This is a genomic window from Buchnera aphidicola (Protaphis terricola) (assembly GCF_964059145.1).
Lineage (GTDB): Bacteria > Pseudomonadota > Gammaproteobacteria > Enterobacterales > Enterobacteriaceae > Buchnera > Buchnera aphidicola_BP.
In genome coordinates, this window is the sequence record NZ_OZ060405.1 from 119,252 (window position 1) to 134,651 (window position 15,400).

Annotated in this window: 15 protein-coding genes; 12 read left to right on the forward strand and 3 right to left on the reverse strand. The window is 21.3% G+C overall.

The features are described from left to right. Positions 1 to 110 precede the first annotated feature (110 nt). The 10 genes from thrS (at position 111) to yajC (ending at position 9,792) form a co-directional block, all read left to right on the forward strand. Positions 111 to 2,042, forward strand: a complete 1,932-nt coding sequence (thrS, locus tag AB4W67_RS00590) for a threonine--tRNA ligase (protein WP_367682642.1) — start codon at positions 111 to 113, stop codon at positions 2,040 to 2,042. Positions 2,043 to 2,045: 3 nt separating this feature from the next. Further along, positions 2,046 to 2,585 (forward strand): translation initiation factor IF-3, encoded by a 540-nt coding sequence (gene infC, locus AB4W67_RS00595; protein WP_367682791.1) that lies wholly within the window; start codon positions 2,046 to 2,048, stop codon positions 2,583 to 2,585. Positions 2,586 to 2,639: 54 nt separating this feature from the next. Next, the gene (gene rpmI / locus AB4W67_RS00600) at positions 2,640 to 2,837 is read left to right on the forward strand and encodes a 50S ribosomal protein L35 (protein ID WP_367682643.1); all 198 of its coding nucleotides are present in this window, start codon (positions 2,640 to 2,642) and stop codon (positions 2,835 to 2,837) included. Positions 2,838 to 2,878: 41 nt separating this feature from the next. Next, positions 2,879 to 3,238, forward strand: a complete 360-nt coding sequence (rplT, locus tag AB4W67_RS00605; RefSeq protein ID WP_367682644.1) for a 50S ribosomal protein L20 — start codon at positions 2,879 to 2,881, stop codon at positions 3,236 to 3,238. 201 nt (positions 3,239 to 3,439) lie between these two features. Continuing rightward, the gene (pheS, locus tag AB4W67_RS00610) at positions 3,440 to 4,432 is read left to right on the forward strand and encodes a phenylalanine--tRNA ligase subunit alpha (RefSeq protein WP_367682645.1); all 993 of its coding nucleotides are present in this window, start codon (positions 3,440 to 3,442) and stop codon (positions 4,430 to 4,432) included. Between the two features lie 9 nt (positions 4,433 to 4,441). Further along, positions 4,442 to 6,853: a phenylalanine--tRNA ligase subunit beta gene (gene pheT / locus AB4W67_RS00615; RefSeq protein ID WP_367682646.1), complete on the forward strand. Its 2,412-nt coding sequence runs from the start codon at positions 4,442 to 4,444 to the stop codon at positions 6,851 to 6,853. Positions 6,854 to 6,857: 4 nt separating this feature from the next. Beyond that, positions 6,858 to 7,160 carry an integration host factor subunit alpha gene (locus AB4W67_RS00620; RefSeq protein WP_367682647.1) on the forward strand — a complete coding sequence of 101 codons (303 nt, stop codon included), beginning with the start codon at positions 6,858 to 6,860 and terminating at the stop codon, positions 7,158 to 7,160. 30 nt (positions 7,161 to 7,190) lie between these two features. Next, the gene (gene queA, locus AB4W67_RS00625; RefSeq protein ID WP_367682648.1) at positions 7,191 to 8,264 is read left to right on the forward strand and encodes a tRNA preQ1(34) S-adenosylmethionine ribosyltransferase-isomerase QueA; all 1,074 of its coding nucleotides are present in this window, start codon (positions 7,191 to 7,193) and stop codon (positions 8,262 to 8,264) included. Positions 8,265 to 8,310: 46 nt separating this feature from the next. After that, entirely contained in the window at positions 8,311 to 9,414 is a 1,104-nt protein-coding gene (tgt, locus tag AB4W67_RS00630) for a tRNA guanosine(34) transglycosylase Tgt (protein ID WP_367682649.1), read from the forward strand. A 33-nt stretch (positions 9,415 to 9,447) separates the two neighbouring features. Then, on the forward strand, positions 9,448 to 9,792 hold the full coding sequence (gene yajC / locus AB4W67_RS00635; protein ID WP_367682650.1) for a preprotein translocase subunit YajC: 345 nt from the start codon (positions 9,448 to 9,450) through the stop codon (positions 9,790 to 9,792). Between the two features lie 38 nt (positions 9,793 to 9,830). Here yajC and glyS read toward each other — a convergent pair whose 3' ends face one another. After that, a complete protein-coding gene (gene glyS, locus AB4W67_RS00640; RefSeq protein ID WP_367682651.1) occupies positions 9,831 to 11,897 on the reverse strand; it encodes a glycine--tRNA ligase subunit beta in 2,067 nt (688 codons plus the stop codon). Between the two features lie 34 nt (positions 11,898 to 11,931). Next, positions 11,932 to 12,810: a glycine--tRNA ligase subunit alpha gene (glyQ, locus tag AB4W67_RS00645; protein ID WP_367682652.1), complete on the reverse strand. Its 879-nt coding sequence runs from the start codon at positions 12,808 to 12,810 to the stop codon at positions 11,932 to 11,934. A 511-nt stretch (positions 12,811 to 13,321) separates the two neighbouring features. On the opposite strand from glyQ, the gene nfo reads away from it, so the two are divergent. Next, positions 13,322 to 14,161, forward strand: coding sequence for a deoxyribonuclease IV (gene nfo, locus AB4W67_RS00650; protein WP_367682653.1), 840 nt, complete (start codon positions 13,322 to 13,324; stop codon positions 14,159 to 14,161). Between the two features lie 42 nt (positions 14,162 to 14,203). After that, positions 14,204 to 14,488, forward strand: coding sequence for a 50S ribosomal protein L25 (gene rplY, locus AB4W67_RS00655; protein ID WP_367682654.1), 285 nt, complete (start codon positions 14,204 to 14,206; stop codon positions 14,486 to 14,488). Positions 14,489 to 14,539: 51 nt separating this feature from the next. Here the strand turns inward: rplY and AB4W67_RS00660 are convergent, their stop codons facing one another. After that, positions 14,540 to 15,298, reverse strand: a complete 759-nt coding sequence (locus tag AB4W67_RS00660; protein WP_367682655.1) for a DedA family protein — start codon at positions 15,296 to 15,298, stop codon at positions 14,540 to 14,542. Between the last annotated feature and the right edge of the window lie 102 nt (positions 15,299 to 15,400).

A 15,400-nucleotide genomic window follows, 5' to 3' on the forward strand; every position in this document is an offset into this window, starting at 1 on the left:
AGTCAAAATTTTTTTGACTAGCATATTTTGATTAGATAAATATATTAAAAAATATGTAATTAAAAAGAATTATTCATGAAAAAATATTTTTAAACTAAGGATTTATTAGAATGCCTGTAATAAAATTTTGCGATGGAAGTGAAAAAATTTATAAGCATTCTATTTCATTAGAAGAAGTTTTAAAGCAAAAAATTTCTCCTAATATAATTAAATCTATTATTTCTATTACTATTAATGATAGTTTTTCAAATTTAAATACTTTAATTAAAAATAATGCTTGTATATCATTTATTAAAAAAACAGATTCTAATGCTTTAAACTTTATTAGATATTCATGTATACAACTTTTAAACTATTCAATTAAATCAATATGGCCATTATGTAAAATTGTAGAAAGTAATATTATAAAAAATGGATTTTATTGTGATATAGATTTAGAAAATGGAATTTTAGAAAAAGATCTTATTTTAATAGAAAAAAAAATGAAATATCTTTTAAAAAAGAAATATGTTATTTTCAATAAAAAAGTTTCTTTTCAAACAGCATTAAAAGAGTTTGAAAAAAGATCAGAAACATATAAGATTGATTTAATAAAAAACAATTTTTCTAAAGAAGATATTATTTCTTTATATTATCATGAAGATTACTTAGATCTTGATTTTGGAATGCAGGTTTTTAATATAAAATTTTGTAAATATTTTAAATTACAAAAAATTGGAGGTGTATATTGGAAAGGTATTAAAACAAATAAAATGTTACAACGTATTTATGGAACTGCATGGTTAAACCAAAAAGATTTAACTGAATATTTAGATTATATTACTGAGTTAGAAAAAAGAGATCATAGAAAAATTAATAAATTTTTAAAATTATATCATATGCAAGATGAATCTCCTGGTATGATATTTTGGCATCATAATGGTTGGATTGTTTTTCATGAATTAGAAAATTTTATTCGAGAAAAATTAAAAGAATATCGATATAAAGAAGTTAAAACACCGTTGTTAATAGATAAATCGATATGGGGAAAAAGTGGACATTGGGATAATTATAAAGATGCTATTTTTACTACATCTTCAGAAAATAGAGAATACTGTATTAAACCTATGAATTGCCCTGGGCATGTTCAAATTTTTAATATTGGATTAAAATCTTATCGAGATTTACCTATTCGCATGGCCGAATTTGGAAGTTGTCATCGAAATGAATTTTCAGGGGCTTTACATGGTATTATGAGAGTACGTAATTTTACTCAAGATGATGCTCATATTTTTTGTACTTCAGATCAAATACATAATGAAATAAATAATTGTATTAAGATGATATATGATGTATATAGTATATTTAATTTTAAGCAAATTATGGTAAAATTTTCTACTCGACCTAAAAAACGTATTGGTACTGATCTAATTTGGGATAAAGCAGAAAAAGATTTATCTGATGTTTTAATTAAAAATAATATAAATTTTGAACATCAAGTAGGAGAAGGTGCTTTTTATGGTCCAAAAATTGAATTTATTTTAAAAGATTCTTTAGATCGAAGTTGGCAGTGTGGAACAATTCAACTTGATTTTTATTTGCCAATTCGTTTAAATGCATTTTTTATTAATGAAAACAATAAAAAAACTGTTCCTATAATAATTCATCGAGCTATACTAGGTTCAATTGAACGATTTATTGGTATTTTAATTGAAGAGTGTAGTGGTAAATTTCCTACATGGTTATCGCCAGTACAAGTAATAGTTTTAAGTATTACTAATGTAAATATTAAATATGTAAAAAATGTTGTTAAAAAACTTAGTCTTTTTAAAATTCGTGTTAAATCAGACTTAAGAAATGAGAAAATTGGTCTTAAAATTAGAGAACACACTCTTAGTCAAATTCCATATATATTAATCTGTGGTAAAAAAGAAGAATATTCGAATACAGTTTCTGTTAGAAATAGAAATAAAAAAAATATTGGAATTATGGATATTGATATATTTATTAAAAAATTACAAAAAGAAATATATAGTCGTAGTTTTTTTCAAATGGAGGGATAAGGTATTAAAGTCGGAAAAAAAACTCAATTAATAAGGCCGAATCGTATTAATAATGAAATTCGTGCAAATAAAGTTCGTCTTTCAGGTTTGAATGGCGATCAAATAGGAATAGTTAGTTTACGTGAGGCGTTAAAAAAATCTGAAGATTTAGGTTTAGATTTAGTAGAAATTAGTCCTAATGCAGAACCTCCAGTTTGTCGTATTATGGATTATGGAAAATTTCTTTATGAAAAAAGTAAATCTTCTAAAGAACAAAAAAAGAAACAAAAAGTAATTCAAGTTAAAGAAATTAAATTTCGTCCAGGAACTGATGAAGGAGATTATCAAGTTAAATTGCGTAATCTAGTTCGTTTTTTAGAAGATGGTGATAAAGTTAAAATTACCTTAAGATTCAGAGGCCGTGAAATGGCGCACCAAAAAATAGGGATAAATGTATTAAATAGGGTAAAAAATGATTTAATTAAATTAGCAACAGTTGAATCATTTCCATCTAAAGTTGAAGGTCGTCAAATGATAATGATATTGGCGCCTAAAAAAAAATAATCATTTATAACTGAATATATTTTTAAAAAATATATAATTTAAAAGAAATTTTATATGCCAAAAATTAAAACTTTAAAAAGCGCATCAAAACGTTTTAAAAAAACTGCATCTGGTAAATTTAAACATAAACAATCAAATTTACGTCATATATTAACTAAAAAAACAACGAGTAAAAAGCGTCATCTTCGTCCTAAGGTTTTAGTATCTAAAGGAGATATGAATCAAGTAAAATTATTTTTACCGTATATATAAATTTATTTTTACTTGTTATATATATAAAGGAGATTATATTAATGGCTCGTGTAAAACGCGGTGTAACTGCGCATGCTCGTCATAAAAAAGTTTTAAAACAAGCAAAAGGTTATTATGGAGCTCGTTCACGTGTTTATAGAGTTGCATGTCAAGCAGTTATAAAAGCTGGTCAATATGCTTATCGTGATAGACGTCAACGAAAAAGACAATTTCGACAATTATGGATAACAAGAATAAACGCTGCAGTACGTCAGAGTAAAATTTCATATAGCAAATTTATATATGGATTAAAAAAATCTTCTATTAATATTAATCGTAAAATATTGTCTGATATTGCAATTTTTGATAATAATGCATTAAATATTTTAATTAAAAAATCAAAAGATGCATTAGCTATATAATAATTTTTAGTAAACTAAAAAGGGGGATTATATTTCCCCTTTAATTTAAAAAATTTTAGATTTTTTTAAAAAGTACATTAATTATAATATGTTTATATTGTTTATACATATAAAAAATTCAATAAAACAAGCTTCCTTTATGGAAGCTTTTTAACATTTTGATTATATAAATTGTAATAAAATATAGAGAAAAAGTATACTATGTTAATGTTAGAAAAATTATGGAATGTTATTCAAAATGAAATTAAAAAATCTAACAACATAAAAATGTTAGATTCAATTAAGATTAAATATTTAGGAAAAAATGGAGTTTTTAATAATTATATAAAAGACTTAAAAAATTTTTCTTTAGAAGAAAAAAAAAAATATATTCTTATTATTAATACAATCAAAAAAAAAACAATCTATCAAATTAATATAAGAAAAAATGAATTATATAAGTATATTTTAAAAACACGAATTCAAAATGAAAAAATTGATATATCTTTACCAGGTCGAAAAATTGAATATGGTTCAATTCATCCTATTCGATATAGTATTAATTATATAAAAGATTTTTTTTATAAATTAGGTTTTCAATCAATTTCGGGTTTTGAAATTGAAGATGAATATCATAATTTTGATGCATTAAATATACCTAAAAATCATCCATCTCGTAATGATCAAGATACATTTTGGTTAGGTGAAAATCGATTACTAAGAACACAAACTTCTAGTATGCAAATTCATATTATGAAGAAAAATAAACCGCCGATGAGATTTATATTTCCAGGAAAAGTGTATAGAAATGATTATGATGCTACACATACACCTATGTTTCATCAAGTTGAAGGTTTGATAGTTGAAAAAAATATTAACTTCACTCATTTAAAATGGATTATATATAATTTTATACATGATTTTTTTAGTAATAAAATATCTATTAGGTTTCGTCCTTCTTACTTTCCATTTACTGTTCCTTCTGCTGAAGTTGATATTATGACTAATAATAAAACATGGTTAGAAGTTTTAGGTTGCGGAATGGTACATCCATTAGTTTTAAAAAATGTTAATATTAATTCTAATATATATTCTGCATGTGCATTTGGTTTAGGAGTAGAAAGAATAACGATGTTACGTTATGGAATTTCTGATATTCGTTCTTTTTTTGAAAATGATTTAAGATTTATAAAACAATTTAAATATAATATTTAGTGAGATAAAATGAAATTTAGTGAAAAATGGTTGCGTGAATGGATTAATCCTAATATTGATATTAATCAATTAAGTGATCAAATTATTAATTCTGGTATAGAAATTGAATCTATTGATAAAATTACCCCTTTATTTCAAGGAGTAGTAGTTGGGAAAATAATAAATTGTATTTTACATCCTATATTAAATAATTTAAAGATTGTTAAAGTAGATATAGGAAAAAATAAATTTTTAAATATTATATGTGGAGCTTCTAATTGTCGTAATAAAATAAAAGTTGCAGTAGCTACTGTTGGTAGTCATTTGCCAAATAATATAAAAATTAATTTAAAAAAAATACGTGGTTATACATCTGAAGGAATGTTATGTTCATTTTCAGAATTAGGTTTATTTAATTCTAATAATAAGATTATTGAGTTTCCTGAAAAAACTCCTATAGGAGTTAATGTTAATAATTATTTTTTATTAGAAGATAATATTATTAAAGTAAATATTACACCAAATAGACCAGATGGTTTAAGTATTTTAGGGATATCTCGAAATATAGCAGTTTTAAATCATTTAAATACAATTCAAGTAAAAGAAAAAAATGTTTCTGTAAATATTCCGGATAAATTTCCAGTATATATTGATACAAATAGAAAATATATTAATTTTTTTGGAAGAATTATTCAAAATATTGATATTAATGCTCCAACTCCATTTTGGATGAAAAAAAAATTATTTATGTGTGAAATGTTAACGGAGAATATAATAACAAATATTATTAATTATATTTTACTTGAAATTGGACAGCCTTTAAATGTAATAAATTCAGATAGAATAGATAATTATATTAAAATTAAGACAGCTAAAGATAAGGAAATTTTAATATTAAAAGATAATTCTAAAATAGTATTAGATCAAGATATTTTAATGTTTACTGATAAAACAAAAATATTATTTATTCCAGGGAATATTAATTCTTATTTATTAGACATTGATAAGGATACTAAGAATATTTTTTTAAATTCATATTTTATAGATAAAAAATTTATTTCAAAAATTATTAAAAAACTAGGTTCAAATAAAGTTCTTAATTATTATAATTATGGAATTGATATTACTTTGCAAAAATATGCAATGGAATATGCAACAGATTTAATTCTTAAAATATGCGGTGGAAATGCTGGTCCTATTATTAAAGAAGAAAATAGTTATTATATAAATAATAGAAAAAAAATTAAATTATTTCATAAGAATATTAATAAAATAATAGGATTTTTAATTGATAATAAATTAATTTCAGACATTTTATTTCGTTTAGAATATCAAGTAGAATTTAAAGAACAATATTGGAATGTTATTCCACCTTCTTGGAGGTTTGATATTTTAATAGAAGAAGATGTAATAGCTGATATACTTCGAATATATGGTTATAACAATGTACCATTAAACTTATTAAAGGAAGATTTTAATTTAAATTTTTTTAAAAAATCAAATATTTTTCGAAAAAATTATATATTAGATCGATTATTAACTTTTCTTATTCATCGAAGTTATTATGAAATAATAACTTATCCATTTATTAATCCTATCTTACAAAATGATATTTTATCAGTAAATAATAAAGAATTGTTTATTTCTAATCCTATTTCAAAAGATTACGCTTGTATGCGTATATCATTGTGGCCAGGTCTTTTAAAAACTCTTTCTTATAATAAAAAAAACAAAAAACAAGATAGTGTTCGCTTATTTGAACATGGTTTATGTTTTTCAATGGATAATCAAAAAAATCTTGGAGTAAATCAAGAAATGTTTTTAGGTGGAGTAATTAGTGGTTTCGATCATCAAGAAACTTGGTTTTCAAAACAAAGAAAAGTAGATTTTTATGATTTAAAAGGTGATTTAGAATCTATTTTAAATTTAATATGTGGTATAAATAATTGGGAAATGAAAAGTGAAGAAGTAAAGGGTTTACATCCTGGACAAAGTGCAAAAATTTTTTTTAATAATAAATTTATTGGCAGCATTGGTAAAATACATCCATTTTTAGAGAAAAAACTAGATTTAAATGCTAATACTTTTTTATTTGAATTATTAATTGATAAAATTTTTAATTTAAAAAATACTGAAGATTTTAAAGTAAAAGAATATTCTAAATTTCCTAGTAGTCGACGCGATATTTCAATATTAATATCAGAAAATATTTCATATTCTGAGATTATTCAAGTATGTAAAAATTGTTTTTTAAATAAAAAAGTAAAAATTAATTTATTTGATGTTTATTCATGTGATAAATTCTTTAATAAAAAAAGTTTAGGAATTAGTTTTATTTTTCAAGATAATAAAAAAACTTTAAAAGAAAATGAAATTAATTTAATGCTTGATTATTGTATAAAAATACTAATAAAAAAATTTAAAATTATTTTAAGGAAATAAATTTATGGTATTAACAAAATCTAAAATTTCAGAAAATTTATTTGAAAAATTTAATTTAAATAAGCGTATTTCAAAAGCATTTGTATATTTTTTTTTTGAAGAAATAGTAAAATCTTTAGAAAAAGGAGAAAATGTTAAATTATCTGGTTTCGGTAACTTTAAATTAATAAACAAAAAAGAACGTCCAGGAAGAAATCCAAAAACAGGAAAGAAAGTAATAATTTCAAAAAGACGAGTTGTTGTTTTTAAAGCAGGTCGAAAATTAAAAAATCGTATTTCAAATTGTTTTATAAAAAATAAATATTAATATTTATTTTATTTTTAAAGAATTAATAACATGCATATTAGTAATTTTTATTTAGAAATTCCAAAATCATTAATAGCTTTTTATCCTTCATTAATACGTAGTAGATGTCGTTTACTTATTGTTAATGGTGATACAGGTAAAATGACTCATACTTTTTTTTTTAATATTATAAATGAAATTAATTCTGGTGATTTAATTATTTTTAATGATACAGAAGTAATTCCTGCTCGTTTATTTGGTTTAAAAGAAAGTGGAGGAAAAGTTGAAATTTTACTTGAAAAAATATTAAAAAATAATCATTTACTTGTGTATATTAAATCATCAAACCCAGTTAAAATTAATTCAAGTATTTTTTTTGGGAAAAATAATAATATTAAAGCTTCTATAATTAATTATCAAAAACCATTTTATGAAATTAAATTTGATAATTATAAAAGTTCAATTATTAATATTTTCAATCAGTTTGGATCTATACCATTACCCCCTTATATTAAAAGACATAGTATAAAAATCGATGAAAAATTATATCAAACTATATATAAAAGAAATTTAGGTTCTATTGCAGCGCCTACTGCAGGTTTACATTTTGATATTCCTTTATTACAAAAACTATCTAAAAAAGGAGTGGATATAGAATTTATTACTTTGCATATAGGTAGTGCTACATTTACACCTATTAAAACTCTTCAAATAGAAAAACATATTATGCATTCTGAATGGGTTTATATATCTTCAGAATTAATTAATAAAATTAAATTATGTAAAAAAAGAGGCGGTCGTATTATAGCTGTAGGAACTACAACATTGCGTGCTTTAGAAAGTGTATATCATTCGCATTCATGGGATAATGAAAAAAATTATTCACAAAATACTAATATATTTATATATCCTGGTTATAAACATAATGTTGTTGATGCATTAATCACTAATTTTCATTTTCCTAAATCAACGTTAATGATGTTAGTTTCTTCATTTTTAGGTCATAAAAATACTATTAATGCATATGAAGAAGCTATTAGGAAAAAATATCGTTTTTTTAGTTATGGAGATGCAATGTATATAACATATAATAATTTAGCTCCTTATGAAAAGATAAAAAATTAAAATTTTTTATTAAAAAATAAAATTAAACTTATTTTATGGAAAAAAAATGAAATTTCAGCTTATAAATCAAGATAAAAAATCAAGATATGGAGTTTTTCATTTTAATAATAAAATTATAGAAACTCCTCTGTTTATGCCTGTAGGAACATATGGAACAGTAAAAACTCTTAGTACAGAAGAAATTAAAAATACTGGTAGTGAAATTATTTTATCCAATGCTTTACATTTATATTTAAGACCAGGTTTTGATATTATTAAATTACATGGTAATTTACATAACTTTATGAATTGGAATGGACCTATTTTAACAGATTCTGGTGGCTTTCAAGTATTTAGTCTTTCAAGATTTTGTAAAGTTAATGAAGAAGGCGTTTTATTTAAAAACCCTGTGAATGGAAAAAATTTTTTTTTAACACCTGAACTTTCAATAAAGATACAATTAAATTTAGGTTCAAATATTATTATGATTTTTGATCAATGTATCCCATATACAAAGGATTGGCAAAAAACAAAAAATTCTATGAAAAGATCATTAAATTGGTCAAAAAAATGTCGTTTATATTTTGATTTAAATAAAAAAAATACACATCTTTTATTTGGGATTATTCATGGAGGAATATATCCAGTTTTACGTGATATTTCTTTAAAAAAATTAATTGAATTAAATTTTGATGGATATGCCTTGGGCGGTTTAGCAGTTGGAGAATCTAAAACTGAAATGTATAATATATTAGATTATATTGTACCGAAGATACCTATTAATAAACCTAGATATCTAATGGGTGTAGGAAAACCAGAAGATTTAGTAGAAGGAGTTTCTCGTGGAATTGATATGTTTGATTGTGTGATTCCTACACGAAATGCAAGAAATGGACATTTATTTGTAACTAATGGTATAATAAAAATTAGAAATTCTAAATATAAAAAAGATTTATCTGTATTAGATAAAAATTGTCTTTGTTATACTTGTAAAAATTATAGTCGTTCTTATTTACATCACTTAGATTCTTGCAATGAAGTTTTAGGTATTCGTTTAAATACTATACATAATTTATATTATTATCAAACATTAATGTTAAATATAAGAAATGCAATAAAAAAAAATAAATTTGATGATTTTGTTTTAAATTTTTATAATCAAAAAAAATAAATCTATATTAATTATATATTAGGAATACAATAAATGAATTTTTTAATAGAAAATGCAAATGCAGCAGTGAATCAATCAATAGAAGGTAATTCTTATTCTTTAGTTATCATGTTAGTAATTTTTTTGTTAATTTTTTATTTTATGCTTTTTCGCCCTCAACAAAAAAAAGAAAAAGAACGAAAAAACCTTATGAATAATATTTCTATAGGTGATGAAGTTATGACAAATAGTGGTTTTTTAGGCCGTGTTAAATATATTACAGAAAATGGATATATTTTATTAGAGTTAAATAAAACTAGTGAAGTTTTAATTAAAAAAGATTTTATATCTGCATTGCTTCCTAAAAATACTTTAGATTCTTTAAGAAAAATTAACTAAAATATTTTTAATTAGTTTAAATTTTTATTATTTTTTATTTAATATAAATAAGAAAAATCAGCGATATTAAAAAAAATTTTTTCTATTTTTTTTAATAAAATTAATCTATTATTTTTTATTTCAGGGTTGCAATCATTTATTCTGACTTTTTTAAAAAATTCATTTACAGGATATTTAATTTTTTTAAATTCAGATAAAATTAATTCATAATTTTTTTCTTTAAATAATTTTTTTATATTGTAATTAAAAATTTTTATTTCTTCAAAAAATTTTTTTTCTTCTTTTGTTTGTATAAGGTTAATGTTTATTTTATTGTTATTTATATTTTTATAATTATTTTTTAATATATTAGATATTCGTTTTATTGTTGTAAAAATTGATTCAGATTGTTTTGTTTTTTGAAATTTTGATAGTGCCTTAATTCTTTGATTTATATCTAAAATATCTGTAAATGTAGTATTTAATACTGATTGAATAATTTTTATATTATATCCTTTTTTTTCATAAAAAAACATTAATCTTGATTTTAAAAAAGCTATAATTTTATTATAGACTAATATATGATTTAGTGTATTTTTATTATATTTTTTAAGACTATGCATAATTAATATATTTAAGTCTAAAGATATTTTTTGATGTAAAATAATACGTATTATACCAATTGCAGATCTTCTTAAAGCAAATGGATCTCGATTTGATAATGGTATTTCATTAATTAAAAACATACCGGATAATGTATCAATTTTATCAATAATAGATAATATTGAACCAAGCATAGTTGATGGTAGTTTATCTCCTGAAAAAGATGGCAAGTATTGTTCTTTAATAGATATAGCAATATTATATTTTTCTTGATTATTTATAGCATAATACATTCCTATAATTCCTTGTAATTCTGGAAATTCACATACCATATCTGTAATTAGATCGCATTTTGATAATATTACTGCTCTTATTAAATCTTTTTTATTATTGTAAGATATTATATTAACAAGTGATTTTAATCGCATTGTTTTATCATATAAAGTTCCTAAATTTTTATAAAATAAAACATTTTTTAATAATGGAAGATAATCTAATAATTTTATTTGATTATCTTTATTTAAAAAAAATATTATATCAGCTAGTCTAGATTCCATAACTCTTTCATTATCTAATATAACTCTTTTAGTATTTTTTAAAATAACATTAGTAGTAAATATAAAATAAGGTAGAATTTCCTTTTTATTATTATAGATTGGAAAACATTTTTGTTGTTTTTCTATAATATAAATTAAAATTTTACTAGGTATATATTTAATATATTTTTTTTTAAAGCTAGCTAAAATACTCATAGGAGATTCTACCATTGAATTTACTTCTTCTAAAAGTAATATATTTAATTTTATATACCCATTTATCATTTTTGCAATTTTTTGTATTTCTTTTTTTATTTTTTCTTTTCGTTCATTATAATTAGCTATTATTTGATTATGTTTAAATAAAATAAGAGGATAATCTTTAGCATTATCAAGACATATTTTTTTTTCTTTATAAGCAATATGATTATGAAGTTTTTTTTGAGTTTTAAGATTAAAAATTTTATTATTAATAATTTTATTATCTAATATCATTAAAATATTTCTAATAGGTCGAAAAAATTTATTATTATTAATTTCCCATCGCATTAAATTTTTAATATTTATTTTTTTTAATGATATTTCTATTATTTTAGGAAGGAGTTTTATTATGCTTTCTTGTTTTTGTTTAATATAATATATCAGCCATTGACCTTTTTTATTTTTTAAATAATCGGCTTGTTTTATTTGGATTCCTAAATGCTGAGCCCAAGAATTTGCAGCTTTAGTTGGTATTCCATTTTTATCAAAAGCATCTTGTATAGAAGGTCCTTTTTTAAGAATTTTTTTTATTTTTTGATGTGTATCAATATCAAAAATTTTTAATGCTAATCTTCTAGGAGTAGCAAAAAAATCAATTTTTTTGTATTGAATATCATATGATTTTAATTCTTCTATAGTATTTTGATGAAATAAAGTAATTAATTGATATAATATTTTTGCAGGTAATTCTTCTGTTCCTATTTCAACTAAAAAAATTTTTTTCATTAATGTTCCTTTTATATTTTATTATAAAAAAATTTTAATCTTTTCTTGAATCTAGATATTTTTTTGCAAGTATTTTAGTTAGTTGTCTAATTTTTAAAATATAATTTTGTCTTTCACTATTAGAGATTGATTTTCTTGCATCTAATAAGTTAAAGATATGATTAGCTTGTAATATTTTTTCATATGCAACTAATAATAATGGTTTTTTTAAATTAATTAAATATTTTGCTTCAAAAGTATATTTTTCAAAATATTCGAATAATAAATTAATATTTGAACATTCAAAATTGTATTTTGATTGTTCAATTTCATTTTGTATAAAAATATCACCATAAGTAATTGTATTGAATTTATTTTTATTCCAAATTAAATCATATACATTAGATTTGTTTTGAATATGCATAGCTATTCTTTCTAGACCATATGTAATTTCTACAGTAACAGGATTACATTCAATTCCACCAACTTGTTGAAAATAAGTAAATTGAGTAATTTCCATTCCGTTAAGCCAAACCTCCCATCCAACACCCCATGCACCTAGAGTAGGATTTTCCCAATTATCTTCTATAAAACGTATATCGTTATCTTTTTCGTTAATTCTTAGTAAATTCAGTGACTCTAAATATATATTTTGAATATTTTTTATAGGTGGTTTAATAATTACTTGAAATTGATAGTAATTTTGTAAACGATTTGGATTTTTAGCATATCTTCCGTCTGTAGGTCTACGACAACATTGAACATAAGCAGCTTTAATAGGATGATGACCAATTGTTCCAAAAAATGTTATATTATGAAAAGTACCTGCACCCATTGGTAAATCTAATGGTTCATAGATAGTGCATTCTTTTTTTATCCAATATTTTTTTAAAATTTGAATTAAATTATAAAAAGTGTTGTGATAGTTTTTCATTTTTACCTTTATTAAAAATATGATTTGTCTATATATTATATATAATGCGATTTATAATCTATATATTAGAAGAAAATTATATAAAAAATTTAATATTTAAAGGTAAATATAAAATATTCTGAAAATTATTAAAAAGTTAAGTTATTATATTATAATTAAAAAATTTCTATTTTTTTAAAAGAATATAATGATATAAAAAAAAAAGAAAGAGAATTCTATTATTTGCTCAATATATAAGACAATATATATTTAGTATAGATTTTGAAAATAAATAGTATTAAAAACGTTTTAATTTTAAAAATATAAAATAATAAAAAATATTAGTAGTATATTAGGTTTGATTTAAAATTAAAATAATTTAATTATTAATGAGTTTTTTAAAAAAATAAATATAAATATATTATTTTAATTTAATTGATTAAAATATTTTTTATCAGTATTATATTATTAAAATATATAAATATTTAATATTTAATAAATAAAAAATTAATTTTTTAATATGGAAAGTATAATGAGATATATTGGTGCACATGTTAGTGCTTCAGGAGGTTTAGAAAACTCAGTAATTCGGGCGTTCCAATTAAAATCTACAGCTTTTTCGTTATTTATTAAAAATCAACTTCAATGGAATGTTGCACCTTTAAGTCAAATAAATATAAATAATTTTCGAAAAGCTTGTATTAAATATAATTTTCTTTTTGACAAAATTTTACCACATGGTAGTTATTTAATTAATTTAGGTCATCCTGATGATGATTTATTAAAAAAATCTCGTACAGCATTTATTGATGAAATTAATCGTTGTAATCAATTAGGGTTATCTTTTTTAAATTTTCATCCAGGTAGTCATTTAAAAAAAATTTCAGAAAATTCTTGTTTATTAAGAATTTCTAAATCAATTAATTTGGCTTTAGAAAAAACAAAAAATATAATACTTTTAATAGAAAATACTGCTGGACAAGGTACAAATGTTGGTTATTCTTTTGAACATTTATTTAAAATTTTAAGCAATATAGATAATAAATCAAGAATTGGAATTTGTCTTGATACTTGTCATTTATTTGCTGCAGGTTATGATTTACGAACAGAAAAAGATTGTCAAAATACTTTTGATCAGTTTTTAAATTTAATAGAATTAAAATATTTAAAAGGTTTTCATTTAAATGATTCAAAAAAAATGCTAAATAGTCGTATTGATCGACATGAAAGTTTAGGTTTAGGTTATATTGGTAAATATGTTTTTAAATGGATTCTTAGAAATAATAATTTTATTAATATTCCTATGATCTTAGAAACTAGTAATCCTAATATATGGGATAAAGAAATCGCTTGGTTAAAATCATTGAAATAAATTTTATTTTAATATGTATTTTATTTTTAGAAGGAATATATTGTGTTAATTATTCATGCGGAAATTAGAAAACATAAAGGAACAAGTTTTAGTAGAAAATTACGAATAAAAAATAAATTACCAGCTATTTTATATGGTGTAAATAAAAAACCTTTATCTTTAATTCTCAATCATAATTCTGTTTTTAATTTACAAAAAAAAATAGATTTTTATAAAGAAACATTATTATTGTTAGTTAAAGATAAAGAATATAAAGTTAAAGTACATTCAGTTCAGCGGCATGTATTTAAATTAAAATTATTACATATTGATTTTTTATATGTTTAAAAATATTTTTCAGGTATACTATAATAAATATAGATTTACTATATTGAGTAATTATAATATTTTTGATAATACTTTTCTAAAAATTAACATTGTAGGATGGAATTGTATTAATATTAAACCAATTAATCCAAATATTAAAAATATAAATGCTATATAACCAATATTTTTTTGAAGAATATTCATATGATTTTTATTTTTTATATTTTTTATTTTCCACCATTTCGATGTCGACCAGATTCCAATCCAAAATAAAATAGCAATACTTAATAAAAACCATTTGAAATAATTATTATTAGAATCAGTAGGTATATTAATTGTAACGCCTGTAATAATTCCTGGAAAAAAATATATTGGTGGCCATAATATACATCCTATAATGCTAGGTAATATAAAGTTTTTTAATGGTAGTTTTAGCATACCAGAAACCATAGGTATTAAAGGTCTTGTTGGGCCTATAAAACGTCCAACTAAAATTGTTAAAAAACTATGTTTATATAATAATAATTTAGTTTTTTCAAGTATTGAATAGTGTTTTTTTAAAAAATTAAGATTATATAAACTTTTTTTAAAGTATAATCCAAGATAATATGATACCCAATCTCCTAGTAAACATCCAATTATTCCTGAAAGCCAAGCAGGATAGAAAGGTATTTTTCCATTACCAATAAATGTACCTAATGTTGTCATCAATACTATTCCAGGAAGTAATAATCCAATTAATGCAAGAGACTCTAAAAAAGATACTATACCTACTATAAGCATTGAATACATTAAAGAATTTATTATTAAATTTATTAACCAGTATTCCATAAATATCCATTTTTAATATTAGTTTTAATTAGTTTTATTTTAATTTTATATTATTAATTATTTTATTTTTAACTTTATACTTTATATTTTTTTTATAATAAT

What these genes read in the sequence shown, in the direction of transcription:
- thrS (WP_367682642.1), top strand. Translation starts at nt 111, where the DNA reads ATGCCTGTAATAAAATTTTGCGATGGAAGTGAAAAAATTTATAAGCAT.
- rpmI (WP_367682643.1), top strand. Translation starts at nt 2,640, where the DNA reads ATGCCAAAAATTAAAACTTTAAAAAGCGCATCAAAACGTTTTAAAAAA.
- rplT (WP_367682644.1), top strand. Translation starts at nt 2,879, where the DNA reads ATGGCTCGTGTAAAACGCGGTGTAACTGCGCATGCTCGTCATAAAAAA.
- pheS (WP_367682645.1), top strand. Translation starts at nt 3,440, where the DNA reads ATGTTAATGTTAGAAAAATTATGGAATGTTATTCAAAATGAAATTAAA.
- pheT (WP_367682646.1), top strand. Translation starts at nt 4,442, where the DNA reads ATGAAATTTAGTGAAAAATGGTTGCGTGAATGGATTAATCCTAATATT.
- AB4W67_RS00620 (WP_367682647.1), top strand. Translation starts at nt 6,858, where the DNA reads ATGGTATTAACAAAATCTAAAATTTCAGAAAATTTATTTGAAAAATTT.
- queA (WP_367682648.1), top strand. Translation starts at nt 7,191, where the DNA reads ATGCATATTAGTAATTTTTATTTAGAAATTCCAAAATCATTAATAGCT.
- tgt (WP_367682649.1), top strand. Translation starts at nt 8,311, where the DNA reads ATGAAATTTCAGCTTATAAATCAAGATAAAAAATCAAGATATGGAGTT.
- yajC (WP_367682650.1), top strand. Translation starts at nt 9,448, where the DNA reads ATGAATTTTTTAATAGAAAATGCAAATGCAGCAGTGAATCAATCAATA.
- glyS (WP_367682651.1), bottom strand. Translation starts at nt 11,897, where the DNA reads ATGAAAAAAATTTTTTTAGTTGAAATAGGAACAGAAGAATTACCTGCA.
- glyQ (WP_367682652.1), bottom strand. Translation starts at nt 12,810, where the DNA reads ATGAAAAACTATCACAACACTTTTTATAATTTAATTCAAATTTTAAAA.
- nfo (WP_367682653.1), top strand. Translation starts at nt 13,322, where the DNA reads ATGAGATATATTGGTGCACATGTTAGTGCTTCAGGAGGTTTAGAAAAC.
- AB4W67_RS00660 (WP_367682655.1), bottom strand. Translation starts at nt 15,298, where the DNA reads ATGGAATACTGGTTAATAAATTTAATAATAAATTCTTTAATGTATTCA.